General features: G+C 71.3%; 21 protein-coding genes. 9 read left to right on the plus strand and 12 right to left on the minus strand.

What is annotated here, in order from left to right:
* The first annotated feature begins 52 nt into the window (after nucleotides 1-52).
* Nucleotides 53-1,891 (plus strand): M48 family metallopeptidase, encoded by a 1,839-nt coding sequence (locus PZE19_RS16040; protein ID WP_277861646.1) that lies wholly within the window; start codon nucleotides 53-55, stop codon nucleotides 1,889-1,891.
* Between the two features lie 110 nt (nucleotides 1,892-2,001).
* Complete coding sequence (locus tag PZE19_RS16045) at nucleotides 2,002-2,379, plus strand: hypothetical protein (RefSeq protein ID WP_277861647.1); 378 nt, start codon at nucleotides 2,002-2,004, stop codon at nucleotides 2,377-2,379.
* A gap of 120 nt (nucleotides 2,380-2,499) precedes the next feature.
* Here the strand turns inward: PZE19_RS16045 and PZE19_RS16050 are convergent, their stop codons facing one another.
* Both PZE19_RS16050 and PZE19_RS16055 read right to left on the minus strand, forming a co-directional pair.
* Nucleotides 2,500-4,119 carry a 2-isopropylmalate synthase gene (locus tag PZE19_RS16050; RefSeq protein ID WP_277861648.1) on the minus strand — a complete coding sequence of 540 codons (1,620 nt, stop codon included), beginning with the start codon at nucleotides 4,117-4,119 and terminating at the stop codon, nucleotides 2,500-2,502.
* A 412-nt stretch (nucleotides 4,120-4,531) separates the two neighbouring features.
* Nucleotides 4,532-5,491 carry a PEP-CTERM sorting domain-containing protein gene (locus PZE19_RS16055; protein WP_277861649.1) on the minus strand — a complete coding sequence of 320 codons (960 nt, stop codon included), beginning with the start codon at nucleotides 5,489-5,491 and terminating at the stop codon, nucleotides 4,532-4,534.
* Between the two features lie 332 nt (nucleotides 5,492-5,823).
* On the opposite strand from PZE19_RS16055, the gene rpsR reads away from it, so the two are divergent.
* Nucleotides 5,824-6,066, plus strand: coding sequence for a 30S ribosomal protein S18 (gene rpsR / locus PZE19_RS16060; RefSeq protein ID WP_277861650.1), 243 nt, complete (start codon nucleotides 5,824-5,826; stop codon nucleotides 6,064-6,066).
* A gap of 60 nt (nucleotides 6,067-6,126) precedes the next feature.
* On the opposite strand, the gene PZE19_RS16065 is transcribed toward rpsR, so the two are convergent.
* Nucleotides 6,127-7,647 (minus strand): DUF1570 domain-containing protein, encoded by a 1,521-nt coding sequence (locus PZE19_RS16065; protein WP_277861651.1) that lies wholly within the window; start codon nucleotides 7,645-7,647, stop codon nucleotides 6,127-6,129.
* A gap of 210 nt (nucleotides 7,648-7,857) precedes the next feature.
* On the opposite strand from PZE19_RS16065, the gene PZE19_RS16070 reads away from it, so the two are divergent.
* The gene (locus tag PZE19_RS16070; RefSeq protein ID WP_277861652.1) at nucleotides 7,858-8,418 is read left to right on the plus strand and encodes a hypothetical protein; all 561 of its coding nucleotides are present in this window, start codon (nucleotides 7,858-7,860) and stop codon (nucleotides 8,416-8,418) included.
* 28 nt (nucleotides 8,419-8,446) lie between these two features.
* Here the strand turns inward: PZE19_RS16070 and PZE19_RS16075 are convergent, their stop codons facing one another.
* The 4 genes from PZE19_RS16075 to hisF form a co-directional block, all read right to left on the minus strand.
* Nucleotides 8,447-9,241, minus strand: coding sequence for a CvpA family protein (locus PZE19_RS16075; RefSeq protein ID WP_277861653.1), 795 nt, complete (start codon nucleotides 9,239-9,241; stop codon nucleotides 8,447-8,449).
* A gap of 91 nt (nucleotides 9,242-9,332) precedes the next feature.
* Nucleotides 9,333-11,102 carry a GspE/PulE family protein gene (locus PZE19_RS16080; RefSeq protein ID WP_277861654.1) on the minus strand — a complete coding sequence of 590 codons (1,770 nt, stop codon included), beginning with the start codon at nucleotides 11,100-11,102 and terminating at the stop codon, nucleotides 9,333-9,335.
* A gap of 241 nt (nucleotides 11,103-11,343) precedes the next feature.
* Nucleotides 11,344-12,495 (minus strand): type IV pilus twitching motility protein PilT, encoded by a 1,152-nt coding sequence (locus tag PZE19_RS16085; protein WP_277861655.1) that lies wholly within the window; start codon nucleotides 12,493-12,495, stop codon nucleotides 11,344-11,346.
* Nucleotides 12,496-12,578: 83 nt separating this feature from the next.
* Nucleotides 12,579-13,391, minus strand: coding sequence for an imidazole glycerol phosphate synthase subunit HisF (hisF, locus tag PZE19_RS16090; RefSeq protein ID WP_277861656.1), 813 nt, complete (start codon nucleotides 13,389-13,391; stop codon nucleotides 12,579-12,581).
* 1,154 nt (nucleotides 13,392-14,545) lie between these two features.
* Between hisF and PZE19_RS16095 the strand changes: the two genes are divergently transcribed.
* Complete coding sequence (locus PZE19_RS16095) at nucleotides 14,546-15,175, plus strand: CAP domain-containing protein (RefSeq protein ID WP_277861657.1); 630 nt, start codon at nucleotides 14,546-14,548, stop codon at nucleotides 15,173-15,175.
* Between the two features lie 186 nt (nucleotides 15,176-15,361).
* On the opposite strand, the gene PZE19_RS16100 is transcribed toward PZE19_RS16095, so the two are convergent.
* On the minus strand, nucleotides 15,362-15,973 hold the full coding sequence (locus PZE19_RS16100) for a hypothetical protein (protein ID WP_277861658.1): 612 nt from the start codon (nucleotides 15,971-15,973) through the stop codon (nucleotides 15,362-15,364).
* Between the two features lie 355 nt (nucleotides 15,974-16,328).
* Between PZE19_RS16100 and PZE19_RS16105 the strand changes: the two genes are divergently transcribed.
* Nucleotides 16,329-17,312: a GGDEF domain-containing protein gene (locus PZE19_RS16105; protein WP_277861659.1), complete on the plus strand. Its 984-nt coding sequence runs from the start codon at nucleotides 16,329-16,331 to the stop codon at nucleotides 17,310-17,312.
* A gap of 137 nt (nucleotides 17,313-17,449) precedes the next feature.
* Here PZE19_RS16105 and PZE19_RS16110 read toward each other — a convergent pair whose 3' ends face one another.
* The 3 genes from PZE19_RS16110 to PZE19_RS16120 all read right to left on the minus strand — a co-directional run bounded on the left by PZE19_RS16110 (nucleotide 17,450) and on the right by PZE19_RS16120 (nucleotide 21,189).
* Complete coding sequence (locus PZE19_RS16110; RefSeq protein ID WP_277861660.1) at nucleotides 17,450-18,001, minus strand: VOC family protein; 552 nt, start codon at nucleotides 17,999-18,001, stop codon at nucleotides 17,450-17,452.
* 359 nt (nucleotides 18,002-18,360) lie between these two features.
* Nucleotides 18,361-20,028 carry a tetratricopeptide repeat protein gene (locus PZE19_RS16115; RefSeq protein ID WP_277861661.1) on the minus strand — a complete coding sequence of 556 codons (1,668 nt, stop codon included), beginning with the start codon at nucleotides 20,026-20,028 and terminating at the stop codon, nucleotides 18,361-18,363.
* 156 nt (nucleotides 20,029-20,184) lie between these two features.
* Nucleotides 20,185-21,189, minus strand: a complete 1,005-nt coding sequence (locus tag PZE19_RS16120) for a YybH family protein (protein ID WP_277861662.1) — start codon at nucleotides 21,187-21,189, stop codon at nucleotides 20,185-20,187.
* A 288-nt stretch (nucleotides 21,190-21,477) separates the two neighbouring features.
* On the opposite strand from PZE19_RS16120, the gene PZE19_RS16125 reads away from it, so the two are divergent.
* Complete coding sequence (locus PZE19_RS16125; protein ID WP_277861663.1) at nucleotides 21,478-22,263, plus strand: TerC family protein; 786 nt, start codon at nucleotides 21,478-21,480, stop codon at nucleotides 22,261-22,263.
* A gap of 76 nt (nucleotides 22,264-22,339) precedes the next feature.
* Here the strand turns inward: PZE19_RS16125 and PZE19_RS16130 are convergent, their stop codons facing one another.
* Entirely contained in the window at nucleotides 22,340-23,641 is a 1,302-nt protein-coding gene (locus PZE19_RS16130; protein WP_277861664.1) for a hypothetical protein, read from the minus strand.
* Between the two features lie 400 nt (nucleotides 23,642-24,041).
* Here PZE19_RS16130 and PZE19_RS16135 point away from each other — a divergent pair, with 400 nt between their 5' ends.
* On the plus strand, nucleotides 24,042-24,515 hold the full coding sequence (locus PZE19_RS16135) for a hypothetical protein (protein ID WP_277861665.1): 474 nt from the start codon (nucleotides 24,042-24,044) through the stop codon (nucleotides 24,513-24,515).
* A gap of 56 nt (nucleotides 24,516-24,571) precedes the next feature.
* Nucleotides 24,572-25,909: a glycoside hydrolase family 27 protein gene (locus tag PZE19_RS16140; RefSeq protein WP_277861666.1), complete on the plus strand. Its 1,338-nt coding sequence runs from the start codon at nucleotides 24,572-24,574 to the stop codon at nucleotides 25,907-25,909.
* Nucleotides 25,910-25,989: the final 80 nt, after the last annotated feature.

Raw genomic sequence — 25,989 nt, forward strand, 5'->3', positions numbered from 1 at the left:
TTCCGGGCGGCCTCGACGGCCGATCCCGGCGCCACCTGGAGCGGGGCCCGCGATGAACGACGCGCGACGCGACTTCACGAGGATGGGATTCTTCAAGACGTACGTCCTCCCAGGCGTGTCGATCTTCCTGATCCCGGTCCTGACGCTGCTCTTCTTCCTGCATGCCCAGGCCCTCTGCGACGGCCGGGCGCGCGACGCGATCCTGGCGAACGTCGCGACCTCGAACCTCTCGCCCGCCCGGCGCGAGCAGGCGGTCGCGTTCGCCGTCGAGCACCCCTACTCGGAGCTGATCCAGGACGAGCGGTTCGCGGCCGACGTCGACTCGACGACGCGGTTCTACTTCGCGACGTTCCGGTGGATGATCCGGCTGTCGGCCCTCTCGATCGTCGCGGGCGTCGCGATGTGCGCGGTCGCGGCGATCGGCCTCTGGCTCTCGCGGCGGTCGCAGCGGGCCCAGTACCTGAGCCTCGCGGCCGGCTGGCAGGTCATGCGGATCTACGGGGCGCTCCAGGCGATCGCCCAGGGGGTCATGGTCCTGGCCCTCTCGTTCTGGGTCACGGCGCTCTGGATGAACTTCTACTCCGTGAAGCTCGTCGGCGCCGCCGGGCTCGTCGCCGCGGCCGGGACGCTGGCCGTCGTCATGGCGATCTTCAAGAAGCCCCGGATGGACATGCACGTCGAGGGGAAGGTGCTCGCCCCGGCGGGTTCGCCCCGGCTCTGGGAGGACCTGGGGGCCGTCTGCGAGAAGGTCGGCACGGCCCCGCCCGACAACGTCATCGTGGGCGTCGACTCCAACTTCTTCGTCACCGAGACGCCGGTCCACGTCGACGGGTCCGTCTGTCGGGGCCGGACGCTCTACGTCAGCCTGGCGCTCCTGAAGCAGATGGCCGGCGCCGAGGCCGAGGCCGTCCTGGCGCACGAGATGGCGCACTTCAGCGGCGACGACACGCTCTATTCCCGGAAGATCTCCCCCCTGCTCGCCCGCTACGGCCTCTACCTGCAGTCGCTGAGCGAGAACCCCATCGCGCTGCCCGTCTATTTCTTCATGAACGGCTTCCGCGCGTTGTTCGAGCTGTCGCGGGGCGAGCAGAGCCGGAGCCGCGAGTTCCGCGCCGACCGCATCGCGGCCGAGGCGACGTCGCCGCGCGACCTGGCCGCCGCGCTGCTGCGGATCTCCGCGTACGCGGAGTTCCGGGGCGAGATCCAGCAGGACCTCTTCAGCCGGAAGGAAGCCCTCGAGGCCGCCGACATCTCGGCGCGGATCGAGCGGGGGTTCCACGAGCACGCGATGGCGTTCGCCGCGGATCCCCGCCTCGGCGACCTCGAGCCGGCCCACCCGTTCGACACCCACCCGCCGCTGGCGCAGCGGCTGGAGGCCGTCGGCGTGCCGATCGATTCGCAGGACGTCCCCTCGCTCGTCGCCTCGCCCGGCGACGGCCGGTGGTACGACGCCATCGACGCCGCCGAGGAGATCGAGCGCGGCCAGTGGCGGGAGTTCGAGGAGCGGTTCCGCGACGTCCACGAGGTGACGCTCGCGTACCGGCTCCTGCCCGAGACCGACGAGGAGCGGGCGATCGTCGCCGCGAGCTTCCCGGACGTCGAGATCGAGGGCAAGAAGGGCTCGCTGTCCCTCGCCTGCGACTCCCTGCACTACTCGGCCTGGCCCGGCCGGATCGCCTTCGCCGAGGTCCTCGGCTTCGTGTTCGAGGGCCAATCGCTCCTCGTCAGCTACACCCGCGGCGGCCGCCACGTGGCGACCATCCCCACCAAGACCTTCGGCCCCCGCCAGGCCGAGGCCATCCAGGCCGTCCAGGCCTACTACGGCCGCTACCTGAGCGCCGCGAGCCACTGCGAAGAGAAGCCGGACGAGTCGCAGGCCGACACGGTTTGACCGGGCGCGGCCCTGAGGAACGCGACCCGTTTGCAGAGCTTTCGCCTTCTCGACCGCCGCCACCCGCAGGGGCACGCCGGCCGTGGCATTCAACTTCTGAGCGCCTGCCCATGCGACTCACCGCATTCCGCTTCTCCATTCGATCGTTCATGGTCGCCCTGGCGGTCGCGACTGGTGTGGCGACCTGCGGGGTGCAGGCGCTACGCTGGGCCAGGCTCCGGGCCGACTGCCTCCAGCAGGTGGACAATTACCGGATCATGCTCGGGGAAACCGAGAAGTCCCTCTCCGAGGCCGAAGCGAGCCTGGACGACCGGGATGAACAGGCCCTGCCGGCCAAGCCGCCCGACGATCCGAGGGCGGCGTGGCTCGCCATAATGGATCAGCTCCGCCGGAGCCGCGAGGTCTATCGCCTGGCCATCTCCCGCTGGCAACACCTGGCCGACCATCCCTGGGAGGCCAGGCCCGCCGACCTGTACCGGATCGAGTGATGACTCGCGGAGGAATCGTCGACGACCTGCCTGGCTCGCCTCACGGCCTCGTGGACGATGCTTCGTCCCCGCGAAGCCCCGGGGCGGACTCTGAACGCGGCCCGGGGCTTCGCGGCGAGGCTACAGACCCGCGCCGGGGCGGCCGACGACCTCGCGGACGTTGCCGCGGGCCTGGCGGGCGCTGATGGCGTTGACGGCGTTGATGTACGCCAGGGCCGAGGCCTCGATGATGTCGGTCGACGCGGCGCGGCCGCGGAAGCTGGTCTCGTCGCTCTCGACTTCCAGCTCCAGGGTCACCTCGCCCTGCGCGTCCTTCCCCTGGCTGACGCTGCGGACGACGAACTCGTGGAGGTTGGCGTGGACGCCGGTCACGCGCTCGACGGCCTTGAAGATGGCGTCGACGGGGCCGTCGCCGATCGCGGCGTCCTGGACGATCTCGCCGTCGGGGCGGCGGATCGAGATCGTCGCGGTGGGCAGGACGCCGGTGCCGGCCGTCGTGTGCAGGCTGAGCAATTGCCACGACGCCGGGACGTCGCCCAGCCGCTTGTCGACCAGCACGGCCAGGTCCTCGTCGTAGACTTCCTTCTTCTTGTCCGCCAGCGCCTTGAAGTCGTTGAAGACGGCCTCGACCTGCTCGTCGTTCAGGGTGTAGCCCATCTCGACGATCCGGTCGCGGAGGGCGTGGCGGCCCGAGTGCTTGCCCAGCACCAGGTCGGTCTGGGGTACGCCGACGTCCTGGGGCTGCATGATCTCGTAGGTCGTGCGGTTCTTGAGCATGCCGTCCTGGTGGATGCCCGACTCGTGGGCGAAGGCGTTGCGGCCGACGATCGCCTTGTTGCGCTGGACGGCCAGGCCGGTGATCGTCGAGAGCATCCGGCTGACGGGGTAGAGCCGCTCGGTCTTGATGGCCGTGTCGACGCCGAAGTAGTCGCGGCGGGTCTTGATCGCCATGACGATCTCTTCGAGGGCCGCGTTGCCGGCCCGCTCGCCGATGCCGTTGATGGTGCACTCGACCTGCCGCGCCCCGGCCTCGACGCCCGCCAGGCTGTTGGCGACGGCCATGCCCAGGTCGTCGTGGCAGTGGGTGCTGACGACCGCCCGGCCGATGTTGGGGACGTTCTGGATCAGGTCGCGGATCATCGCCGCGTACTGCGAGGGCATCAGGTAGCCGACCGTGTCGGGGATGTTCACGGTCGTCGCGCCGGCCTCGATGACGGCCTCGATGACCTCGCGGAGGAAGTCGGCCTCGGTCCGGGCGGCGTCCTCGGGGCTGAACTCGACGTCCTTGCACAGGGCCGCGGCGCGGCGGACGCCGGCGACGGCCCGCTCGAGGACCTGCTCGCGGCTCATCCTCAGCTTGTGCTCGCGGTGGATCGGCGAGGTCGCCAGGAAGACGTGGATCCGCGGCTTCTGGGCGTATTGGACGGCCTCCCAGGCGCGGTCGATGTCGCGGTCGTTGCAGCGGGCCAGGCCGCAGACGGTCGCGCCGGCGACCTCGGCGGCGATCGCCCGCACGGACTCGAAGTCGCCGACCGACGCGATCGGGAACCCGGCCTCGATGACGTCGACGCCCATGCCGGCGAGCGCCCGGGCGATCTCGAGCTTCTCCCCCAGGTTCATGCTCGCGCCCGGCGACTGCTCGCCGTCGCGGAGGGTCGTGTCGAAGATCCGCACGCGATCGCGTTCGCGCTCGGGGGCCGGGTTCGACGACGCGGGCTGGGACGTCGGGTCGACGGTCATGGCGGGGCTCGTTCCTTGGGTTCGGGCGCGGTCGTCGGCGTCTCGTGGAGATGCGCCGCCGCGCGATTCGCTGGCCTTCAGTTTACGACGCGTTCGGGGGCGCCCGCAAAGGCGAAAGGCGAGGACGAGGGCCCGGCCGGGGATCGTCGGGGCTCGAACGACGAAAAGCGAAGCCCCGAGATCCACCGGTCAGGGTGAGTCTCGGGGCTTCGCTTTTCGTCTCTATCGAGAAGCTGGCCAGCCCTAAGACGACCTACCCTGACGGCCGATAAGGCCCAGGAGGAGGAGGTCGAGGCTGGTAAGCGACAGGATCATCGGGCGGCTCCGGGTCGGGTCGCATCGGGATGATGGACCGGCAGCATCCTAGGCGCAGGTCGCCCGGCCGGTCAAGGGCCGGGCGGAAATTCGGCCGTCAAGCGGCCCGGCGCCGCCGCGTCGCGACGGACCGAGAAGCCCGAACTCCGGCCAGCCCGAGGCCGAGCGCCAGCAGCGAGGCCGGCTCGGGGACCGCCGTCGGGGCGAGGCCGACGAGGGCCCGGCCCTCGGCGGTCAGCGAGTAACCCATGTCCGAGAGCACCCCCACGTCCACGCCCGACAGGCTGTAGTGGATCGATTGCGAGACGACCCCGTTCATGACGTCGTTCACCAGGTCGACGCCCGGCCGGCCCGTCCACCAGCCGTTGCCCACGTGCGAGAAGTTGCCGTAGGTCAGCGGGACCGGCTTCCCGCCGTAGGCGAGCATCGCATTCTCGCCCAGATAGTAGAAGTCGCCATTCGAATCGAACCCGCTCAGGGCGTCGAACGTCGACTGGTACGGCGTCCCGTCGGAGAATCGGGGCAGGTCGCCGTTGGGGTCGCGGAACGACGAGAAGCCGAGGATGTGCCCGAGTTCGTGCAGGAAGAAGTAGTGGGAGTCGACCTGTCCCGGCGGAGGAGGGGTCGACGATCCGGGATCCGGGTTGTACCAGAGGACGTTCTCGAGCCAGTCCCTGCCGATGTTCAGGACCGCGTCGGCGCCCTGGGTGATGTCGATCCCGCGCATCAGCTTCATCGCCGCGCCCGCCTCGAAGGTGGGGAGGCCGACGGCCTGCGAGACGTCGGCGTCGTACCCGTACAGGAAGCTCCCGCCGCTGCCCGTGGGCTCGTTGGTGAAGTTCAGCTGGATCTCCAGCGTCTCATTTCGCGTGTCCAGGTAGCGGCCCCATTCGGCCGCCGCCGCATCGATCCCGGCCGTGATCCGGTCGTAGTATGCGGCGTTGCTCCCCGAAGGATCGTTGTAGTCGACCTGGACGTGGAAGTCGGCCCGCGCGTCGACGCTCGCCTGAAGGCCCGTCAGGAAGAGGATCGCCGAAAGCCCGAAACGGATGCGCATGAAGTTCTCCCGACCTCGTCCTCACCCGGCATCGCTGTTTCTTCGACGAGGAGGGGCCAGCATAGGGGGCGGACGGCCGAATTCAAGACAAAACCAGACGATCCTTGCGAACACCCTTGATATCGCGGCCCGGCGCGAGCGTCATGGGGATCCCGGATCGACGCCCTGATCCCGCAGTCTTGGCACGATCGCGTCGGGCCGGCTTGACGCGGCCGATCGGGGGTCTTAAGCTGTCAGCTTGCCCTAGAGTCGGCGCAAACACACCAGGCGACGCTCCTGCCGGCGTCGCTCGTGCATCCTTTTTTACGTAAGCGGCTGAGGACAGAAGGTTTATGCCCCGTAAGAAGTTCGGACGCAACCGCAAGAATCGCTGCCGGTTCTGCACTCGCGAAGGCTGCCCCCGCCCGGCCTATGTCGATTACAAGGACATCGGCCTCCTGAAGAAGCTCTGCACCAACCAGAGCAAGATGTTCTCCCGCAAGCGGAGCGGCAACTGCGCCGCGTTTCAGCGGGCTTCGAGCGCCGCGGTCAAGCGGGCCCGCTTCATGGGGCTCCTGCCGTACGTCGGCGAGTGAACCCGGCCGGACGACGACGGGGCGCGGCCGGGCCTCGGACGGCCCGCCCGCCCGCCGCGTTCACCGCCCCTCGCGCGGGGCGAGGAACGCCTTGAACCGGCGCTCCAATTCGTCGACGGGGATCCCGAGGCGGTCTTCCAGCGATCGCCCCGAGCCTCGCTTGATGCGCCCCCGGTACGCGTCCCGGACGTAGTCCAGGAAGGGCTCGCGGTACGCGCCCTGATCGGCCTGCATCAGGAAGACCGTCAACGCCATCGCCTGCTGGTAGTTGACGTGGATCCGCTCGTCGCGGTTGAACGCCGCCTGGTTCTGGCGGAGGAACTCCGCCAGCCGCAGGAACTTGCCGGCGGCCAGCGACCGCACGGCCTCGTCGAGCCGCGCGCCGACCGTCCCGCCGACCTCGATCGCGCCGTCGTCCGTCGGGGCGACCGTCTCGAAGTACGTCCCGAGCCCCTCGAAGACCCAGTAATCCCCCGCGTTCGCGAGGTAGGAGTTGGGCCCGGCCGACTCGAACAAGAGCTGGTGCGAGACCTCGTGGTAGAGGGTCGCCTCGCTCGGCAGCTCGGCGTCGGCGTCGCGGAAGAAGTAGGCCGGCCGGCGGTTCCCCTTGCCGTTGCGGGGCGGGTCGTAATAGCCCAGGCTCTCGGCCCCCACCTGCTCGCCGGCGACGGGCCGCATCCGCTCGCGATACTCGTCGCGGTCGGCGTAGTAGATCACCTGATGGGGGCGATAGCTCGCGTCGGGGGCCAGGCCCGGCGACCGGAAGCGGCGGGCGAGCGGCAGGTCGTCGCCGACGACGTCGGCCATCAGGGTGAAGAAGAGGTCGTGGAACGCCTCCAGCCGGCGGCCGAAGCGGATCGCCTCGGCGAGCGGCACGTCGGCGAGCACGTCGAAGTGCTCGGTGTGGATCTCCCAGGGGGTCCGCCAGGTGTTTCGCAGGCGGTCGGCCTCGGCGGCGGGAAGCCAGTTCGCCTCCCTGCCCCGGACCGCCGGCGCGGGCAGCTCGCCGAGTTCCAGGCGCGGGACCCAGGCCTCGGGCACCCAGCCGTAGGTCGGATGCGCGACGTTCCCCTCCTTCAGCCGGGCGACGGCGAACGGCCGCGCCCAGCCCCCCTCGTGGGGGACGTAGCCCAGCAGCCGGCGGACCTCGGCGTGGTCGGGCAGCCGCGCCAGGGCCTCGCGCAGGGCGACCGCCGCGCGGGCCATGTGGGGGGGCGAGGCCGCCGCCGCCTTGCGAGCCAGCTCGAAGGACGCCTCGCCGGCCGCCTTGCGGATCGCGTCCAGGTCCTTCCGCCAGGCGGGCTCGGCCGTCGCCCGCCCGCGCGCCTCGACCACCTCCGGCAGCGGCACGAGCCGCGTGGCCGTCCCCTGGGGCGACTGCACCATGAGCTTGCGGACCTCGGCGGCGCCCCGGGCCTCGCCTTGCTTCGCCAGGCTGTCGGCGAGGGAACGGAGGGCCTCGGTCTCGCGCGATTCGATCGCGTGGGCCTCGTCGCGCAGCCCCCTGGCCGTTTCGGCGGCCGACGTCGGCGGGGGGACCTGGAGCGTCAGGGCGAGCAAGGCGAGGATCGTCGAGGTCATGGCGGCGAGGGCCTCCCGAGTGACGGTGGGACGAATCCATTATAGTCGAACGGCCGCCAGCCGCGCCCGCCCCGGGACCGCCGCCGCCGGGTTGGGCTGGACGGGCCGGGACAAGGCTCGCAGAATGCGGCCCTGAAGGTGCGCGGAGGCTCGCCGCCGTCGGGCCCCGTCCGGGCGCAGGATCGAGATCTCGACACGGAGGAGACGGACATGAATGCGACGCGTCCTCGGCTGGGAACCGCGTTCGGCCTGATCGTCGGCCTGATCCTGGGGGTCCTGATCGCCGGGGGCCGGCCGCAGCCGATGCTGGCGGGGGGGAGCGACCGCTCGGGCGAGTCGATCGTGGTCACCGGGCCGATCGCCGTCCGGTTCGACGAGGGGCACAAGGTGCAGATCCCCGAGGACGCCCTGTACTACCTCGACTACAAGGCCGGGAAGCTGAAGGCGACGCTCCCCACCTACCGCCAGACGGCGACCGGCACGCGACACCTGGACGTCTTCGCCGAGCGCGACCTGGTCGCCGACTTCGCGCTCGACGTCGACAACGGCCCCAAGCCCCACTTCCTGATGACGACCGGCCAGCTCGGGACCCTGGGGGAGGGCTGGGCCCCCCTGTTCGTCATCGAGACGACGACCGGGAAGGCCGGCGTCTATCGCGTGCGGCAGGCGTTCGGCGTCCGGAACAAGCTCAGCATCGAGCTGATCGAGGTCCGCTCGACGAATCCGGTCGAGGAGGCCGCGGCCGTCGTCGCGCCGCCGGCCGCCCGCTGAGGCCGCCCCGACCTCGACCCGGCGGCGGTCAGTTCGGCACCGCCGGGGCCACCGGCCCGCCGATCGGCCGCGAGGTCGCCGCCCCCGGAGGCCCGCCGGGGCCCGCGGGCCCGCCGCCGCCCCCGCCCGCCTGGCCGCCGCCCGCCGCGGCGGGCGCCCCCGCCTCGCCGCCGCCCTCGAGGATCGCCCCCCCCTCGCCGTACGGGCGGGCCTCCTGGTGGTCGAGCAGCCAGCGGCCGCGGGGGTCGAACAGGTGGACCTGCATGAGCTGGTTGCCGGTCTTGCCGTACGTGCTGTAGGGGTCGCGCACGCCCGAGCCGTAGCGGGCGAAGATGTCGCCGGTGGTGTACTGGAAGAAGCCCAGCCAGGCGTGGTCGATCCCCATGCCGAACGGCGGCTTGGTGTTGTAGTTGATGTAGCCGAACATGTTCTTGTGGATCGGCGCGGCGTGGAAGGCCAGCAGGATGATCGCAAAGGTGACGATCGTCGTCGCGAAGCCGAAGATCAGCCGCGTGACGTGGTAGACCGGGTTGGGGAACCGCACCATGGCCGGGGCCAGCGTCTCGGTCGCCAGTCGCAGCAGCAGTACCGACACGCAGAAGATGAGCATCATCGCCAGCGTCTCGGAGAAGCCCCAGCCGATCCCCGTCGAGTCGATCAGGTTGGCCAGCGGCTCGTAGAAGTTGAACGCGATCAGGCCGCCGAACAGCACGTTGAAGAACATCAGGGCCGCGCCCCAGGCCCCTTCGCTCGTTAGGACGTAGGTCATGAAGAGCATCAGGGCGACGAGGAGCGTGTCGAGCAGGGCTGGGGGCACGGACATGGAAAGGTTCCCGTTCTGCTGGGGGCGGCGGCGGTCGGGTCGGTCCGTTTCGGTTCGGGATGCGGGGCCGGGTCGGTCGATCCGGTCCGGGTCACTTGACGACGCGGAGCAGCTCCTCGATCGACGTCCGCCCCTGGATCACCTGGCGGAGGCCGTCTTCCTGGAGGTAGATCATGCCGCCGCGGCGGGCCTCGGCCTTGATCTTGGTGAGCGAGGGGTTCTCGCGGAGCATGTCGCGGATCGGCTCGGTGAGGACGAGCAGTTCGAAGATGCCGGCGCGGCCGAAGTAGCCGGTGCCGCCGCACTGGGGGCAGACCTGCTCGGGGTTCTCGGGGCGGCGGTAGAAGACGTCGACCTTGTCGGCCGGCAGGTTGGCCTTCTTGAGGAACTCGGGCTTGGGCTTGTACGGCTCCTTGCACTGCTCGCACAGCAGCCGGACGAGCCGCTGGCCCAGCACGGCCGAGAGCGCCGAGGCGATCATGAAGGGCTCGACGCCCAGGTCGAGCAGCCGGAAGAGGGCGGTCACCGCGTCGTTCGAGTGGACCGTGGAGAAGACCATGTGGCCGGTGTTCGCCGCCTGGCAGGCGATGTTGGCCGTCTCCTGGTCGCGGATCTCGCCGATCATGATGACGTCGGGGTCCTGCCGCAGGATCGACCGCAGGCTGGTGGCGAAGGTCTGCCCGGACTTGGTGTTGACCTCCATCTGGGTGATGTTGTCGAGGTGGTACTCGATCGGGTCCTCGACCGTGATGATGTTCCGCTGGTAGCGGTCGATCTCGCGGAGCGCCGCGTACAGCGTGGTCGACTTGCCCGAGCCGGTCGGCCCGCACGAGAGGAACATGCCGTGGGGCTGGGTGACGAGGCTCTTGACCTGCTCGATGAGCTTGCCGCGCATCCCCAGGTCTTCGAGCTTGGTCACGCCCGACGAGTTGTCGAGGATTCGCATGACCAGCTTCTCGCCGGCCTTCGAGCCCGAGGTGGCGACGCGGAAGTCCAGGTCGCGGGCCTGCAGCTTGGCCCCGAACGAGCCGTCCTGCGGCTTCCGCTTCTCGGAGATGTCCATCGCCGAGAGGACCTTGAAGACGTTGATCACGGCGTCGCCCGTCGGCCGGTCGAACGGCTCGGCCGAGTGCAGGATGCCGTCGATCCGGTAGCGGACCGAGAGCTGGTCGGCCGTCGGCTCCAGGTGGATGTCGGTCGCGCGGCGGAGGACCGCGTCATACACCAGCTCCTTGGCCGCCATGAACGACCGCGACTCCTCGGCCTGGCGGAGGCGGCTGGGATCCTCCTTGCCGGCCGACCCGCTGCTCTTGCCGATGAACGTGATCGGCGGCCCGGCGCGGTCGACCGAGCCCATGTTCCGGTTGAACAGGGGCCGCATCCCCAGCTTCGCCAGGACGTCGTTGGTGACCTCGCCCAGGTGGTAGGGGGTCAGCACCTTCTGGTCGTCGGCGACCGTCTGGTTGCGGATGAAGACGTAGGTCAGGATCGGGATGAAGTAGGCCAGCAGCAGCAGCGTGACGCCGATCGGGTAGATGGGGATCGAGAAGACCATCGCCAGGCCGAGCACGCCCGAGAAGAAGACCACGCAGTTCCAGGTCTCGGTCTTGGGGTTGTTGAGCAGCTTGCCGTCGTGCTCCACCCAGTCGGTCGTCCAGGTCCAGAGCAGGTAGATCAGGACGACCGGGACGAACTTGTAGAGGTTCAGGTAGAAGCCGGGCCCGCGCGGGACGGCGACGACCGTCTCGGCGGCGGCGGCCTGCGCGAGCAGCCCCGTGAACGCTTCGGCCGCGTCGGCCCCCGTGGCGACGCCGAGCGTCCCGATCAGAAACGTCGCGAGCACCAGAGACGGACGAATCATTGCAGACCTTTCTTGCGTGCGTGATCCCGGGGCGAAGGCGAGCGGGCCGGCGTGCGGCGGGCGGGCGGCGGGTCGACGCGGGCCGGGCGCGGCGAGCCCCAACGGGCCCTCGTCGCGCCGATCCTCGCGGTCGGTCCCCCCGGGGCCGCGCTCGCCTCGCGGCGGCCCCTGGCGTGGGCGGACGGGCCCCGGCCCCCCCCGGCGCGGGGGCCGCCGGGACGACGTCGGGGCGTCGAGACCGTTATAGGATACCAGGCTGGTTGATGGTAATCCCCTTGAGGGCCATTTTCAAAGACTCGGGCTGCGGAGCCACCTCGAAGGCCACCGCGCGCTCGATCTTCTCGGCGACGACGAGCTGGCGGAGGCTCTCGGTGAAGTCCATCATCCCCTCTTCCTTGCCGATCCGGATGGCGTCGCCGAGCTTGTTGTCGTCCTCGTTGAGGATCAGCTTCTTGACCGTCGGGTTGATCCGCATGATCTCGTTGGTCGGCACCCGGCCCACGCCCTTGTCGGCCCACTCCTTCGTCGTCGGCAGCAGCTTCTGGGCGATGACCGCCTTGAGGTTGAACGCCAGCGACTGCCGCAGCGACGAGTGCATGTCGCGCGGGAAGAGGTCGAGGAGGCGGCCGATCGTCGACGGCGCCGTGCCGGCGTGGATCGTCCCGAACACGAGATGGCCCGTCTCGGCCGCGTGCATGGCCGCGCTGAAGGTCTCGCGGTCGCGCATCTCGCCCACGAGGATGATGTCGGGGTCCTGACGCACGGCGTGCTTCAGGGCCGTGTCCCAGTCGATGACGTCGATCCCCACCTCGCGCTGGTTGATGATCGACTTGTCGTCCTTGAACGTGTATTCGACCGGGTCCTCGATCGTGACGATGTGCATCCGCTCGCGCTCGTTGACGTACTGGAGCATCGAGGCGATCGTCGTCGACTTGCCCGAACCGGTCACGCCGGCGAGGATCACGATCCCCTGGTCGTACTGGGTGATGTCGGCCAGGACCGCCGGCAGGTGGAGCGCCTCGAACGACGGGATCTTGTTGTTCACGCGGCGGGCGACCAGGCTGAGCCGGCCCCGCTGCTTGAACAGGTTCACGCGGAACCGGGTCTCGACGTCGCCGTCGAAGACGAGGTGCGCGAAGTCCACGCCCCCCTCCTCGTCGAGGATCCCGCGCTGGCGGGGCGAGAGCAGCGGGAACATCAGGCGTTCCATGTCCGACGAGGTCAGGGGCGGCAGCTGCATCTGGCGGAGCACGCCCGACAGCCGCATCGACGGCGGCATGCCGACCTTCAGGTGGAGGTCGGACCCCGCGTACTTGATGCACATGCGGAACAGCTTGTTCGCCTCGGGCTCGTTGGCCGGCGTTTCGATCTTGGGGTCGACGGCTGTAGACATGGCTCTCCTCAAGTCGAGATCGAGATGCGAGTGGGATCGTTGGGTGTCGGACGCGGGGCGGGCCGGGCGGGGCGAAGGCCCGTTCAGGACGCCCCGACCGACGTCGCCGCGGCCGCGGCCCGGGCCGCCGGCCGCCTCACCGGCACGCCGCGGCCGGCCAGGTAGTCCTTGGTCTCCCGGATCGAATACTCCTTATAGTGGAAGATGCTCGCCGCCAGCGCGGCGCTCGCGCCCGCCTCGGCCAGCACCGCCCGCAGGTGCTCGGGGCTGCCGGCCCCCCCCGAGGCGACCACCGGGATCGTCACGGCGTCGACCACGGCGCGGGTCATCTCCAGGTCGTAGCCGTTCTTGGTGCCGTCGGCGTCCATGCTGGTGAGGACGATCTCGCCGGCGCCCAGGCGCTCGACCTCCTCCGCCCAGGCGACCGCCTCCAGGCCCGTCGCGATCCGGCCGCCGTTGATGTGGACCTCCCAGACCTCCCGGCCGCCGCGGTCCACCCGCTTGGGGTCGATGTTCACCACGATGCACTGGCTGCCGAACTTCCGCGCCGCCTTGCGGATCAGGTCGGGGTCGCGCACGGCCGCCGAGTTGATCGACACCTTGTCGGCCCCGGCCTTCAATAAAGCCCGCACGTCGTCGAGCGTCCGGATCCCGCCGCCCACCGTCAGGGGCATGAAGCAGACTTCCGAGGTCCGCCGGACCACGTCCCAGAGGATCTCCCGCCGCTCGTGGCTGGCCGTGATGTCGAGGAAGACCAGCTCGTCGGCCCCTTCCTCATCGTACCGCCGCGCCACCTCGACGGGATCGCCGGCGTCGCGCAGGTTGAGGAAATTCGTCCCCTTCACCACGCGGCCTTGATTGACGTCCAGGCAAGGGATGATCCGCTTGGCCAGCATGCGCGACCCCATCGCGGGCCCGACCGGGGGCCTACGCCCATCCGCGCGCCCGAACCGTTTTCGACGTGTGCAGTTGCGTCCGACTCCCCGGCAGAGCGACGCGATATTCTATAACAGCCGTCGAGCGGAGCCTAGAGGGTGGATGAAAGATCCCGGAGTCGTCCCGGGCCGCCCCCCGCCGCGATTAAGGTCGATCCGAGATCCCCCAGATTCCCCGAACTCTCGGGACGGGCTGCGTCCCGCTTCTCCGGTCGGCGAGGTCCGGGCGACTCCCCGCGCCGTCGGGGTCTGCCGCGGCGTGGCTTCGCCGCCCTCCGGCCGGAATTTTTCCCCCGCCCGACGGCGCCCGGCCGGGGCGCAGGCGCGGGGGTGGAGCGGCCCCTCGACGAGGAGCGGCCAACCTCGCACATGTTCACCAGACGGCCCGACCCGCGGCGAGTCTGATCTGGAATTCGACTTCCCATTCTCGACGATCGCGGGGGCCCTGCGCCGCCGGGCCCCGGGCGGATGAAATCCCATTCAAGATCCCCAATACGTCGGCGGCCTCCGTCCCGGCCGCGCCGGCCTCGCCGACGGCCCCCGACGGCCGAGGCCGAGCCCGTTCGACCTCGCGGATTGGGGCGATTGGTCCGCCTGGAACCCTGCGGGAAGCCGCCTTCTCACATTCTCGGCGAGGACCGATCCCTCCCGCTTACGTCGCATCCCAGTCGTCGAATCGAGCTATGTATAATGCGAGACATGATGTCCATAAAGCTGTCGTCCCGCGATGCGGCGGGTCCCGAAGGGGCGGCTCGAGGGCGGCGGGGCCCGCGATCCCGGCCCCCTGAACGGCCGCTCCCGAACCCCCGCTTAGCTTAGCCCGAATTGGAGTTGCGCCGTCGCGTCGGGACGGCCCGAACGCGCCGGAGCGATCGAGAAGCCAGAAATTTTGGACATCTAAATATGTAAAAGCAAGTCGTGCAGAAGGCATGTTGAAAATTTTCATCACGCCCAGAAAGGGTTTGCGTTTTGAGGATTCGTGTCCCATTTTGGCACCTTGTGCGAGGGAAGCTCGGGAGACGCGAATGAATCCTTCCCGGATTCGGGTCGCCGCCCGGCGGTTACGGGCGCGGCATGGTGCTGCGCCACTCGCACGACACAAGGGAGTTTGTCCGTTGCCCATTTCCAACTTCGCGATCCGCATCCCCAGCCGGTTGCTCCTATCCCTCGTCGCCCTGTTCGCGACCGGCATGCGGGTCGAGGCCCAACAGTACTACTACCCGACCGCGGAAGTCGCCGCGACCGCCGCCCCTACTTATACCTATCAAACCGCCCCCGCCGCCGCGGCCCAGCCGACGTACCAGGTCGCCCAGCCGACCCAGTACGTCCAGCAGCCTGCGGCCCCCCAATATTACTACCAGAGCGCCTACGCCGGGATGGCCGCGCCGGCGCAGCCGGCCCAGGTCCAGCAGTACGCCGCCGCCCCGGCGGCCGCGTCCGGCGACCCGTACGGGTTCGTCGCCTGGCTCAACGGCGTGCGGGCCTCGTACGGCCTCGGCGCCGTCGGCTACGACGCCAACCTGTCGAACTGGGCGGCGATGAATAACAGCCAGCAGGCCGCCCGCGGCCTGGGCCATCACGTCATGGGCCCGGCGCGTCGCCAGAATTCGGCGATGGGCGGGTTCCCCGGCATCGAGAACATGTGGATGGCCTCGCCGGCCCACCGCGCGGCGCTCCTCGACCCGACGATCACCTTCGTCGGGATCGCCGGCGCCGGCGCCTGGTGGACGTTCAACGCCAACTGATCGGGCGTCTCCGCTCGATCGAGGGCGTCTCAGGGCCGGCGAAGTCGGCGGCCCGCACTCCGCCGCGACGGCGGACCTCGGGGGCGAAGGGGCCCGGGCCCCGAGCGGGAGCGATCGCGGGCGGACGTCCCGGCGCGCGGAAGGACCGCGCCGGGATCTCGGCCGCGATCGACGGCACGCACCGCCTCAAAGGAAGAACGCGCTGCGGATCCCCGAGAGGATCACCTGCTCCAGGTTGGCGTCGCGGCCCCTGGGGATCCATCCCACGGCCACCGGCACGGGACCGACGGTCTCGCGCGAACGGTTCACGGGGAACTCGTTGTTGAACACGGCCCGACCCGCCATCTGCCGGTCGGGCTTGATCATGTCCTCAAGTTCCTTGTGGACTTCCACCTTCACGAGGAAGCCGCCGTTGGGTGCCGGGTCGATCTTGATGATCGCACGCCGTCGGATCGTCTGCAGGGTCGCTTCGACCCGGTCTCCCAGGGTGGTGGAGTCCGCCAGCCAGGGCTCCAGGACCGTGGGGCTGATCTTGGGCTCGGTCGTGATCGTCCGCGACAGCCGGTTCTCCGAGGCCACGTCGAAGTAGCCCCCCACCTCGGCCACCGTCTTGTTCCAGACGGCCTCGAAGTCGTCGACCGGCACCCGCAGCGGGTTCTCGGCGACGGGCTCGGGCGCGAAGACCCGCGTCACCCGCGACGTCGGGATCCACCCCGAGGCGCATCCCGCCTGCGCGAGCGTCAGGGCGAACGCCCCGACCAACCCCGCCCCTTTGGCGACGACCCGCGACTTGCGCATGATTCTGGCCCCATCCTGCCTGGCCTGCCCGGTCCGCCGGGACCCGCGCGCGATCGTGGGATTCGCTTGCGGGGGATCTTCGGATCCGCCCCGATGGCATCCTGACTATCGGCGTCCCGGCCCGGTCGAAGACATGAAACCGAGCGGGCCGGCCTCCCCGGACGCGGGCGAACCGCGGCCGGGACGAGGTGACGCCGCATCCTGCCCGATCCTGCGAATCCCGGCAAGGCCGATCTCCTTCGTCCCGGCCGCCCGGATATGGCCTAGGCTATTTGTGGATGGCCAGGGGTTCCCACGGGGCGCGGCGAGATCGCACGAGGTTGCCATGCATTCAGATCGAGGATGGAGACGAGACGTGCCGGCGTCTGCGACGACCCTTCGCGAGGGTGAGGGGCCGGCGCCGGATCACCGGGCCGCGACGGCGGCCGCGGCGGTGGGCGAGGTCGCGGTCCACGATTTCGCCGCCGCGGCGGCCGCGGCGGGCGACCTGGATGCGATCCGCCACGCGCTGGCCGCGGCCTCGCACTGGGCGGCGGGCCACGACCCGGTCGCCCTGATCCTGGCCGGAGAGCCGGACGAGGCCGACGACGGGGCCGGGGTCGACGCCTCGATCCCGGTCCGCGTCGGGGAGCGGGGGCGGACGTGGGGCCGGCTCGTCCTCAGGCGGCGGGCCGTGGAGCCCGCCGTCCGGCCCGCCTTGGTCCGGCGCCGGCTCGAATCCCTGGCCACGCTCGCCGCCTTCGCGATCGAGCGGATCGCGGCGCGGCACGCGGCGGCCGGCTCTTCGAATCTCGGCGACGAGAGCGACGGCGGCGAGCCTCGCGACGCGGCGGTCCACGATGCGACCCTGCTGAGCGCCGTGCTGCCGTTCGCGATGAGCCAGGCGCGGCGGCACAAGGAGCCGCTGTCGATCCTTTGCCTGGCGATCGACCCCCTGCGCGGCGTCCGCGAGCTGCTGGGCGCCGCGGCCGCCGACCGGGTCGTGGAGCGCGTGGGCGTCCGGATCGCGGGCCTGCTGCGGTCCAGCGACCTCGTCGGACGGCTCGACGACGATCGGCTGATGGCGGTCCTGCCCCGGGCCGACCTGCGCGACGCGATCCACGTCGGCGAGAAGCTGGGCCGGACGATCGCCGCCGACGTCGACCTTCTGGACATCCCCCTGACCGTCACGCTCTCGGTGGGCGCGGCCGCGCTGCCGTCCAGCGCGGGGACGCTGGGGGGGCTCCTCGACGCGGCCGACGCGGCGCTCTCCGAGGCGAGGAAATGCGGCCCCGGCCGCATCGCGGCGGCCCCGCATGCGGGCGTCGGGCGCGACCGGGACGTCTTCGCCCGGGCCTGAGCCCGGCGACGGCCATGCCGGTCGACCCTGAGAGACGAGCCGCCGGCGACGGTTTTTCAGCCGGGGCGTTCGCGCCACCCCGCCGGCCGGACGCGCCCCATCCGAAGGGACGCCCGTTGGGCGTCGGCCGCCCGGGATCAGGATTTCGGCTCGTCCGACTGCTTGGCGATCTGCGCCAGCGTGCTCCAGATTTGGGGCGTGCTGTGGGAGTAGATCTCGACGATGTTGCCGAACGGGTCTTCGCAATAGCAGACGTAGAAGCCGACGCCGGGGGCGAACTCCCAGACCGCGCTGCGCTGCTTGCCCCCGCTCTCGACGATCCGCCGGGCCAGGCCTTCGACGTCCGGGTCGATGACGCAGAAGTGGAACGTGCCGGTCTTGTGCAGGTAGAACTCCTGGTTCTCCTCCGCCCCCCGGCGATCGGCCTTCGGCTCGGAAAACTCGAAGAGCTCCAGGCCGACGCCGCCGGCGTCCAGCATGGCGATCCGGCCGCGGACGACCTTGGGACCGAGCATATCGGCGACCAGTCGCCCGAAGTGGCCCTGGCCGGCCGTGTAGTCCACCGGCCCGTGGAGGAGCTGGAATCCCAACACCCGCCGATACCAGTCGATCGAGGCTTCAATATCCGTGACGGTGACGCCCACATGCGTGATCGGGCGGGGTTGAACCTTCTCCGATGCCGTCGTCATCTCGCTTCCTCCTGGCCCATGACCGGCCGCAGGTCGGCGGCGCGCCAGGTCGCGTGGGCCGCGGCTCCGCCGCCCGGAGCCGATGTCCAGGCGCCCCGAGTGGCCGCGACCACTCCAGAATATCGGGCCGCCGACGGTCGGCAAGCCCCGAGATCCTCTCCCAAACCGACGAGCTTCGGTCGATCGCCTCCCCCGTCCGACGCTCTGGCGAAACGGGGGCCGGACGGCCTGGACGTCATGGTCGCCGAAGCGATCGTTCAGGTGCCGGCGTCGGGCGCCTGGGCCGGGGCCGCCCGCGGAAGGACGGCCTCGGAGGGTTCCCGGTGAGACCGTCGGCCGCCCGCTTGGCGCCGAGGCGCTTACTGGCTCTTGCTGAAGGTCAGGCCGGGGTCGCCGGCCCCGCCGCCGAGGGCCTGGAAGACGAAGTTCGACGCGTCCTTCCAGGTCACCCGGCCGACCATGGCGTCGTTCTCGGCCCCGGCTCGGGCCATGGTCAGGACGCCGCCGCCGTAGGTGTACTTGCCGGTGATCGGCTGGGCGCGGCCCTGCTGGGTGACGTTCCAGGTGAAGCCGCCGTCGGCCTGGATGGTCAGCTCGATGGCGGTCGTGCCGTCGGGCGCCGCCTTCCACGTCCCGACCAGGCTGGGCTCGTCGGCGGCGGGCGTCGCCGGGGTGTCGGGCGTGGCGATGGGCGGAGCTTGCCCCTGGCCGGCGTCGGCCGCCGCGGCCGGGGCGGCCTGGTCGCCGCCGCTGGTCAGGCTGGCGACGATCTGCTTGGACAGGGTGTCGCCGGGCTGGAGCTTGGCGACCTCTTTGAACTCGCGGATCGCCTCGTCGTTGAAGCCCTCGGTCAGGTAGTGGTAGGCCAGCACGAAGCGGGCGGGGGCCGACTCGGGGTGCGCCGAGCGGTAATCTTCGAGCTTCCGGAGCTGCGACGAATAGACGTCGACGTTGGGATAGAGGCCGATCAGGGTCGTCCAGTCCCATCCCGGGCCCACCGAGAGCACCGCGTAGAGCACGCCCGCCGCCTGGTCGTACTGCTGGAGCGCGAACAGGCAGAGCGCGCGGAACTCGTGCGCGGCGGCGTCGTTGGGCATGGCCTTGAGGGCCTCGTCGGTCTTCTGCAGCGCGGCGGCGTAGTCGCCGGCCTTGAACGCGGCGCGGGCCTCCTCGAACGTCTGGAGGGCCGGGTCGGGGGTGGCGGCGTCGGGGGTCGACGCCTGCAAGGGCTGCGAATAGTCGTAGGTCGGCTGGGCCTCGGCCACCTGCACGGGCTGGACGGCCCCGGCCACGACGATGGGCTGCTGGATGATCACCGGCTGGCTGGCGACCATCCCGTAGGGGTTCATGTACGGCCGGTACCCCCAGTTGTAGATGGCCGAGTTGAGCCCCCAGCCGGCGATCCCGCCGACCGCCAGGCCGGTCCAGAAGGCGCCGCCGTTGTTCCAATTGTTCCAGTTGTTGTTGCGGCCGTGCCAGTAGCCGTTGACCCAGGCCTGGTGATTGTTCCAGCCGGGCCGGCCGCCCCACATCGGCGGATTCGTCCCCGGTCCCCATCCCGGAGGACGGCCGCCAGGGCCGACGCCGGGAGGACGGCCGCCGGGGCCCGGTCCCACCATCCCGGGAGGCCGACCGCCGGGCCCCACTCCGGGAGGCCGACCGCCGGGCCCCACTCCGGGAGGCCGACCGCCAGGCCCGGGGCCGGGGCCGGCGATGGGGGGGCGGACGCCGGGATTGCCGGGGCCGGGGCCGACGCCCGGGGGCCGCATGCCTCCGCCGACGGGGCCGTTGGGGCCCGGTCGGTTCACGCCCGCCCCCAGGTTGGGCCGGTTCACGGGCGGCTGGGGTTGCGCGACCGGGAAGTTGGGCCGCTGGGCCGGCGTGGAGGGCCGCATCTGGCCCTGCCAGCCGCCGGGCGCGCCGCCGTAGTTGGGCCGCTGGATGTTCCCCGGGGTCGTGAACGACGGCGTCCGGTTGAACGATGGCCGGGCCGCCGGGCCGGGTGAGAATCCGCCGCCGCCGCGCATGGCGCCTCCGCCCCCGCGCATCCCTCCGCCGCCGCCGCCTCCGCATGCCGCCCCCGCCCCCGCGGCCGCCGCCGCCCCGCTGGGCCTGGACCTGGGTCGTCTGCAAGCAGAGGCACGCGGCGAGCAGGCCCGCGATGGCCAGTCGGGTCGTCGAGTTCATGGCTGGGTCCCGGCGGGTTCGGACGGCTTGGGAGAGGTCGTGACGGATCGCGGCGCGGGCGGCTTGCGGACGAGCGTGATGGCCTCGGCGTCGGGCAGGGCGGCGCCGCCGAGCGTCCGGTCGACCGACGTCCAGCTCAGGACGTCGCGGCCGAGACGCGCCAGGACGTTCGTGGCCGAGACCGCCCGGCCGTCCTTGAGGACGCCCGTCGCCTTGACGACCCAGCGATCGGCGGCCTGGCCCTCGCGCGACCAGAGGCCCTCGGAGAATCCGCCCTCGGAGTCGAACGTCCAGGACCGGAACTGCTTCTGCCGGGGGTCCCAGCCGATGCGCTGGACGCCCGACATCACGACCTCGCCCTCGATCTTGACGCGGTACTTGCGGATCAGGAAGGCGCCGTCCTCGGACCAGGCGCCCGTGGTGCGGACCTCGGCGTCGTCGTCCTCGTCGATCCACTCGCCGATCAGCCAGGCCAGCTCTTCGAGCCGTTCGCGGGGGGCCTTGTCGGCGTCGGGATCGTTCGAGGGGTAGTCGTGGATGCAGTCCTGGAGCCAGCGGCCGTCCTTGCGGACGTAGGCGGCGGCGTACTTGTAACGCGTGACCTCGGCCGACTCGCCCAAGTCGGAGGGGGTCGTGATCGCGGCCGACCCTTCCTCGATCGCCGCGTCGGCGCCGAGCATGCGCAGGGAGTCCATCTTGAGGACGATCGTCTGGCCCGGCCCGGCCGCGAAGCGGTCGGCGAAGAGCTTCTCGATCGCGGCGCGGCCCTGGACGGGCGGCGAGCCCTCGGTCTCGATGCGGGCGGCCTCGGTGAAGAGGGCGGCGACCGCCTTGGCGTCGCCGGCGTCGAAGGCCCGGACGAAGTCGGCCACGACGGCCTCGATCGCGGCGCGGTCGGCCCCGCCGGTCGCGGCGGCCGGCGGCTCCTCCGCGAGGGACCGGCCGGCGGCGAAGGGGATCGTCCCCAGCAGAAGGAGCAGCGACGCCCTGGATTTCGACATGAGCGACTCGCCTTTCTCCGCCCCTGGGGCGGCCCGTGACGCGCCTGATGAGTTACCTATGTAGCACAATACGCGCCGCGAGGCGGCGGGGCGAGTCGCGCTCCCGGCATTCGCCCGGAATCCCGTTCGACGCCCCCGGGTCGCCAGGGAGGTTCCCAGGGTCGGGCGGCGGGGCTATGATGGGGGCTTCGCGGCGCGCGGCCGGCTCCGGCCCGCGACGGCCGCCCTTCCCCGCCGACGGCCCCCCGGCGTCGGCGGCCGCCCCTCGCTCCAACATCCGGACCACGCATGGTTGTCGATTTCGCGTTCGTGATCGCGATCCTGAAGATCATCCTCTTCGACCTCGTCCTCTCGGGCGACAACGCGGTCGTGATCGGCCTGGCGGCGCACCGGCTCCCCCCCAAGCAGCGGAAGCAGGCGATGATCTGGGGCTGCGGCCTCGCCATCGTCATGCGGATCGGCCTGACGCTGATCGTCTCGACCCTGCTGTTCATCCCCGGCCTGCGGTTCATCGGGGCCGTCCTGCTCGCCTGGATCGCCTGCAAGCTGATGCAGGAGGAGGCGCAGGCGGCCGCCGACCCGACCGTCGCCCCGACCTCGCTGCTGAAGGCCGTCCAGCGGATCGCCATGGCCGACTTCATCATGAGCCTGGACAACGTCCTGGCCATCGCCAGCGCCGCGCAGTCGTGGTCGCAGATCGTCCTGGGCCTGGTCCTCTCGATCATGATGCTGCTCTTCCTGAGCGCGATCATCACCGAGATCATGAGCCGGTATCGCTGGATCGCCTACGCCGGCGCGGCGCTGCTGGCCTGGACGGCCGCCGACATGATGGCGCACGACCTCCACGAGTTCTTCCACGCCGGCTACGTCGCCGGCTGGCCCGAGTTCCCCCAGTGGGGCGTCTGGGCGCTGCGGATCGGCCTGGTGACCCTCTGCCTCACCATCAACTGGTGGCTGCCCGGCTCCGCCCGACCGGCCGCCTACAGCCATGAGTCCGAGCCCGAGCCTGCGGCCGAAACCGCGGCCGGGCCGGCCCCCGTCGAGTCGCCGGTGGAGCGGGTCGTCGAATCCTGAGCCTTCGAAACGCAGAACGCCCCGGGCCGTCGCCGGCCGGGGCGTTCGCACGCGCCGCATTCGGGCGCGATCGGGGTCAGGCTCCCCGCGGGGGGGAGCGGGGATGTCGGCGGCGGCGGCCGTCGTCCCAGCGGCGGGTGCGGCGGCCGGGCCGCCGTTCGCCGCGCACCCGCGTCGTCCGACCCGAGCGGGCCGGGCGAGGCGAGGAGCCGCGAGGGCGGGAGGTCCGGACGCGTTCGCCGCGGCCGACGATCCGCGAGACCCGGCGGAGCACGCCGAGGCCGGGGGACCGTACGGCCGACTCCGACGACCGCGCCGCCGACCTCTCGGGCGCGGGGCGCCCGGGCGTCGGCGAGGCGATCGTCTGCGTCGGGCTGCCGGCCCCTTGCGGCATCGCAGCCCCCATGGACCGGACTTCGGCCGGGACTCCCGTCTCGGCCGGGACCTCGTCTCGGGCTTCTCCCTGGGCGAACCCTCCGGCCACGGAAGACGGTTCGGGGGCGGGCGTCGGCTCGTCGTCGGAGACGGGGTCGGGAAGGGCCTCGGGCTCCCGGGATCCGGCGAGTGCAGAGGGCGCGATGCCGTACTCCTCGTCGAACTCCGGGGGGGCCGCTTCGTCGCCGTCGAAGGGGGCCGGCGAAGGCTCGCGCGGCCTTTCTTCGTACGGCGACGCGGGCGTCGCTTCCGCGTCCGTCTCCGGATCGACGGCCTCGCCGGCGGCCGCGAACGCGCCGGGCGCGGACGTGGGGCTCGCTTCGGGATCGGCCTGAGAGTCGGTCTCGGCTTCGGCGGGGGTCTCGGTCTCGTTCTCGGTCTCGGTCGGGGCCTGGACGTCGGCCCGGACGAATTTGCCCGGCCCGACGCGGATCCAGGTGGGCTGCGCCGCCGCGGCCTCGGCGAGGGCCGCCGCCTTGGCCGCGCGCTTTCCCTTGCCCCGCCGTTTGCGGGGCTTGGTCGACGGCGGCTCGGCGGGGTCCTCGGCCGGCGCGGTCGCTGCGGCGAGCCCCTCGGGCCGTCCGTCGTCCGCCCCGGCGACGGCTCCGGCCTCGGGAGAGGCCGTCGCGGCGTCGTCGGGGGGCGAGGCGGGGGCCGTCGGGGACGTCGCGGGCGATCCGGCCGGCCGGTTCGGCCGGGGGGTGGCGAAGATCAGGACCATCGCGGCCATGTAGACCGGCGTCAGCCAGATCGAGATCGTGGCCACCACCAGGCTGGTCACGCCGGTCAGGATCGCCAGGCCCACCAGCCCCCAGAACCGCCCCGACGTCGGCCGGACGAGTCCGGTTTCCGTGGGGGGGGTCGCGGGGGCGTGAGGGCCGTCGGCGGTCCGATCGACTCGTGACCAGGGCTCGGCGCGGCGCTGGGTCGAAGTCTCGTTCAAGGCGGGACCATCCTGCATGGCGCGAGGCCGACCCGAGGCCGCACGTCCGCCCGGGGTTTCCCAGGCGGCGCGGGCCGGGGGATCGGCAGGGTTTGCTCGTCCCGATCCGTCGTCGCGGGGCGACGGGCCGTCTTGCGACGCGTCCCGCCCCCCTACCGTTGATCGGCCCTCCCGCGGGGGCGATTGACGTTTTCGAGGGCCTCCGGGTCGCCCCGGCGGGTCCCGCGGACGCAGAACGCCTACCGCCGGCCTTCTCGTTGCGGCCGGCCCCGGATCGTCCCGAGATCGGCCGATTCCGGCGCGTCCCGAGCCGGGAGGCGAAATGGGCCTTGCCGCGCGAAGCGCCGGCGTGCGATCCTCGGACAGTCGTCGATTTCCGGGGCCGAGCGAGCTTCGCGTCATGACCAAAAGTCGCAGGTGGTGGCTGACGGTCGTCCTGATCGTCCTTGCGGCGGTTGCGATCGAGGTGGGCGTCCGGCTCGCCCGCAAGCCTCGGGCGGCGCTGCTCGTGATCAACGGCGGCGGGACGCCGGTGCGCGACCTGGTCGCGTCGTACGCGGGCGTGAGGCAGCTCGTCGGCGTCGTGCCCTCCGGAGGCTCGACCCTGGTCCGGCTGGAGAACGGGACGAAGGACGACGTGACGCTGGCCTTCGTGCAGGAAGGCAACCCCGCGCCCGGCTTCCTGGTGGGGGGCGAGGAGCTGGACCAGGCCCGCCGCGACGGCCTGCGGGTCGTCGTGGTCCTGAAGCCCAACGAGGTGTCGCGCTACATGGAGGAGGACGTCGAAGTCGACGATCCCTCCCCCCTCATCCGGATGATCCGGCTCGGGATCGCCCGCCTCCGGCCCGACCTGCCGACCTTCCCCAATCGTTGACATGATCGCGAGATTCTTCGAGCGGCCGCCCGTCCACTTCGTCCAGGGAGGGATAGATGCGTTTTCGTCGATCGATCGCATGGCTGCCGGTCCTGGCGAGCCTCGCGCCGCCGGCGGCGACCCCGGCGCGGGCCGAGCGTCCCCCCGCGGAGCGGCCCTACCTCGGCTGGAGCAGCTGGAGCCTCCAGGCGACGGAGTCCCCCGGTTACGGCAAGGCCTTCCTGACGGCCGAGAACGTCAAGCGGCAGTCCGACGCGATGGCGGCCCGACTCCAGGCGCACGGCTTCCTCCGCATCAACGTCGATTCCGGCTGGCGCGGCGGCTGGGACGAGCACGGCCGGCCGACCCCCGACCTGGAGCGGTTCCCGCAGGGCGTCCGCGACGTCGCCGACCACGTCCATGCGCACGGCCAGAAGTTCGGGATCTATTACGTGCCGGGCGTCGACGACGACCTCCTCGCGCTCGACCCGCCGATCCTCGGGACCTCGTACACCGTCAGGCAGATCGTGCACACCCCCCGGCGGCTCGCCCACGCCTGGAAGGGGGGCCACGCCATCGACTTCGCGAAGCCGGGCGCGAAGGAGTACGTCCGGTCGATCGCCGACCGCTTCGCCGCCTGGGGCGTCGATTTCCTCAAGTTCGACGGGGTCACGCCGGGCAGCGACGTCGACGACCCCTCGATCGACGCCCGCGACGACGTCGCCGCCTGGTCCGAGTCCCTCCTCGCGACCGGCCGGCCGATCTGGCTCACCGTCTCGTGGAAGCTCGACATGCGTCACGCCGACTTCTGGCGGGGCCGCGCCGACGCCGTGCGCGTGACCCAGGACGTCGAGTCGTACGACGCGCTCTTGACGCACTGGCGGCCCCAGATCCTCCGCGCCTTCCCCGCCGCCCGCGACTTCGGGCCGACCTCGGGCCGGGGCAAGGGCTGGAACGACCTCGACTCGCTCCTGGTCGGCAACGGCGCGATGAGCGGCCTGACCCCGGACGAGCGCCGCAGCGCGATGACGCTCTGGGCGGTCGCCTGCTCGCCCCTCTACGCGGGCGACGACCTCACGAAGCTGGACGACCTGGGCCTGGAGCTGCTGACCAACGACGAGGTGATCGCCGTGCAGCAGGCGGGCTTCCCCGCCGCCCTGATCCGCGACGACGGCCGCGGCGGCCAGGTCTGGTCCTCCGCGAACGCCGGGGGCAAGGTCGTCGCCCTCTTCAACCTCGCGGAAGAGCGCCGGACCATCTCGATCCCCCTTAGCGGCCTCGGCCTGCCGAGCTCGGTCGCCGCCCGCGACCTCTGGGCGCGTCGCGACCTGCCCGCGGCGTCCGATCGCGTCGAGGCCGACCTCGCCCCCCACGCCTGCCGGCTGCTCCGCCTGGCGCCCGAACCGCCGCGATGAGCGCCCGACGCCTCGCACGATCGCCGGGCTCGGGGTATGATGCCGGGACGCCGGACCGACCAGCCCGCGGCGTGAGGGAG

The sequence above is a fragment of the Paludisphaera mucosa genome, from assembly GCF_029589435.1.
Lineage (GTDB): Bacteria > Planctomycetota > Planctomycetia > Isosphaerales > Isosphaeraceae > Paludisphaera > Paludisphaera mucosa.

Bases quoted from the DNA above. Each gene is read 5' to 3' on its own strand.
- PZE19_RS16040 (WP_277861646.1), top strand. From the start codon at position 53: ATGAACGACGCGCGACGCGACTTCACGAGGATGGGATTCTTCAAGACG.
- PZE19_RS16045 (WP_277861647.1), top strand. From the start codon at position 2,002: ATGCGACTCACCGCATTCCGCTTCTCCATTCGATCGTTCATGGTCGCC.
- PZE19_RS16050 (WP_277861648.1), bottom strand. From the start codon at position 4,119: ATGACCGTCGACCCGACGTCCCAGCCCGCGTCGTCGAACCCGGCCCCC.
- PZE19_RS16055 (WP_277861649.1), bottom strand. From the start codon at position 5,491: ATGCGCATCCGTTTCGGGCTTTCGGCGATCCTCTTCCTGACGGGCCTT.
- rpsR (WP_277861650.1), top strand. From the start codon at position 5,824: ATGCCCCGTAAGAAGTTCGGACGCAACCGCAAGAATCGCTGCCGGTTC.
- PZE19_RS16065 (WP_277861651.1), bottom strand. From the start codon at position 7,647: ATGACCTCGACGATCCTCGCCTTGCTCGCCCTGACGCTCCAGGTCCCC.
- PZE19_RS16070 (WP_277861652.1), top strand. From the start codon at position 7,858: ATGAATGCGACGCGTCCTCGGCTGGGAACCGCGTTCGGCCTGATCGTC.
- PZE19_RS16075 (WP_277861653.1), bottom strand. From the start codon at position 9,241: ATGTCCGTGCCCCCAGCCCTGCTCGACACGCTCCTCGTCGCCCTGATG.
- PZE19_RS16080 (WP_277861654.1), bottom strand. From the start codon at position 11,102: ATGATTCGTCCGTCTCTGGTGCTCGCGACGTTTCTGATCGGGACGCTC.
- PZE19_RS16085 (WP_277861655.1), bottom strand. From the start codon at position 12,495: ATGTCTACAGCCGTCGACCCCAAGATCGAAACGCCGGCCAACGAGCCC.
- hisF (WP_277861656.1), bottom strand. From the start codon at position 13,391: ATGCTGGCCAAGCGGATCATCCCTTGCCTGGACGTCAATCAAGGCCGC.
- PZE19_RS16100 (WP_277861658.1), bottom strand. From the start codon at position 15,973: ATGCGCAAGTCGCGGGTCGTCGCCAAAGGGGCGGGGTTGGTCGGGGCG.
- PZE19_RS16110 (WP_277861660.1), bottom strand. From the start codon at position 18,001: ATGACGACGGCATCGGAGAAGGTTCAACCCCGCCCGATCACGCATGTG.
- PZE19_RS16115 (WP_277861661.1), bottom strand. From the start codon at position 20,028: ATGCGCGGCGGCGGCGGATTCTCACCCGGCCCGGCGGCCCGGCCATCG.
- PZE19_RS16120 (WP_277861662.1), bottom strand. From the start codon at position 21,189: ATGTCGAAATCCAGGGCGTCGCTGCTCCTTCTGCTGGGGACGATCCCC.
- PZE19_RS16125 (WP_277861663.1), top strand. From the start codon at position 21,478: ATGGTTGTCGATTTCGCGTTCGTGATCGCGATCCTGAAGATCATCCTC.
- PZE19_RS16135 (WP_277861665.1), top strand. From the start codon at position 24,042: ATGACCAAAAGTCGCAGGTGGTGGCTGACGGTCGTCCTGATCGTCCTT.
- PZE19_RS16140 (WP_277861666.1), top strand. From the start codon at position 24,572: ATGCGTTTTCGTCGATCGATCGCATGGCTGCCGGTCCTGGCGAGCCTC.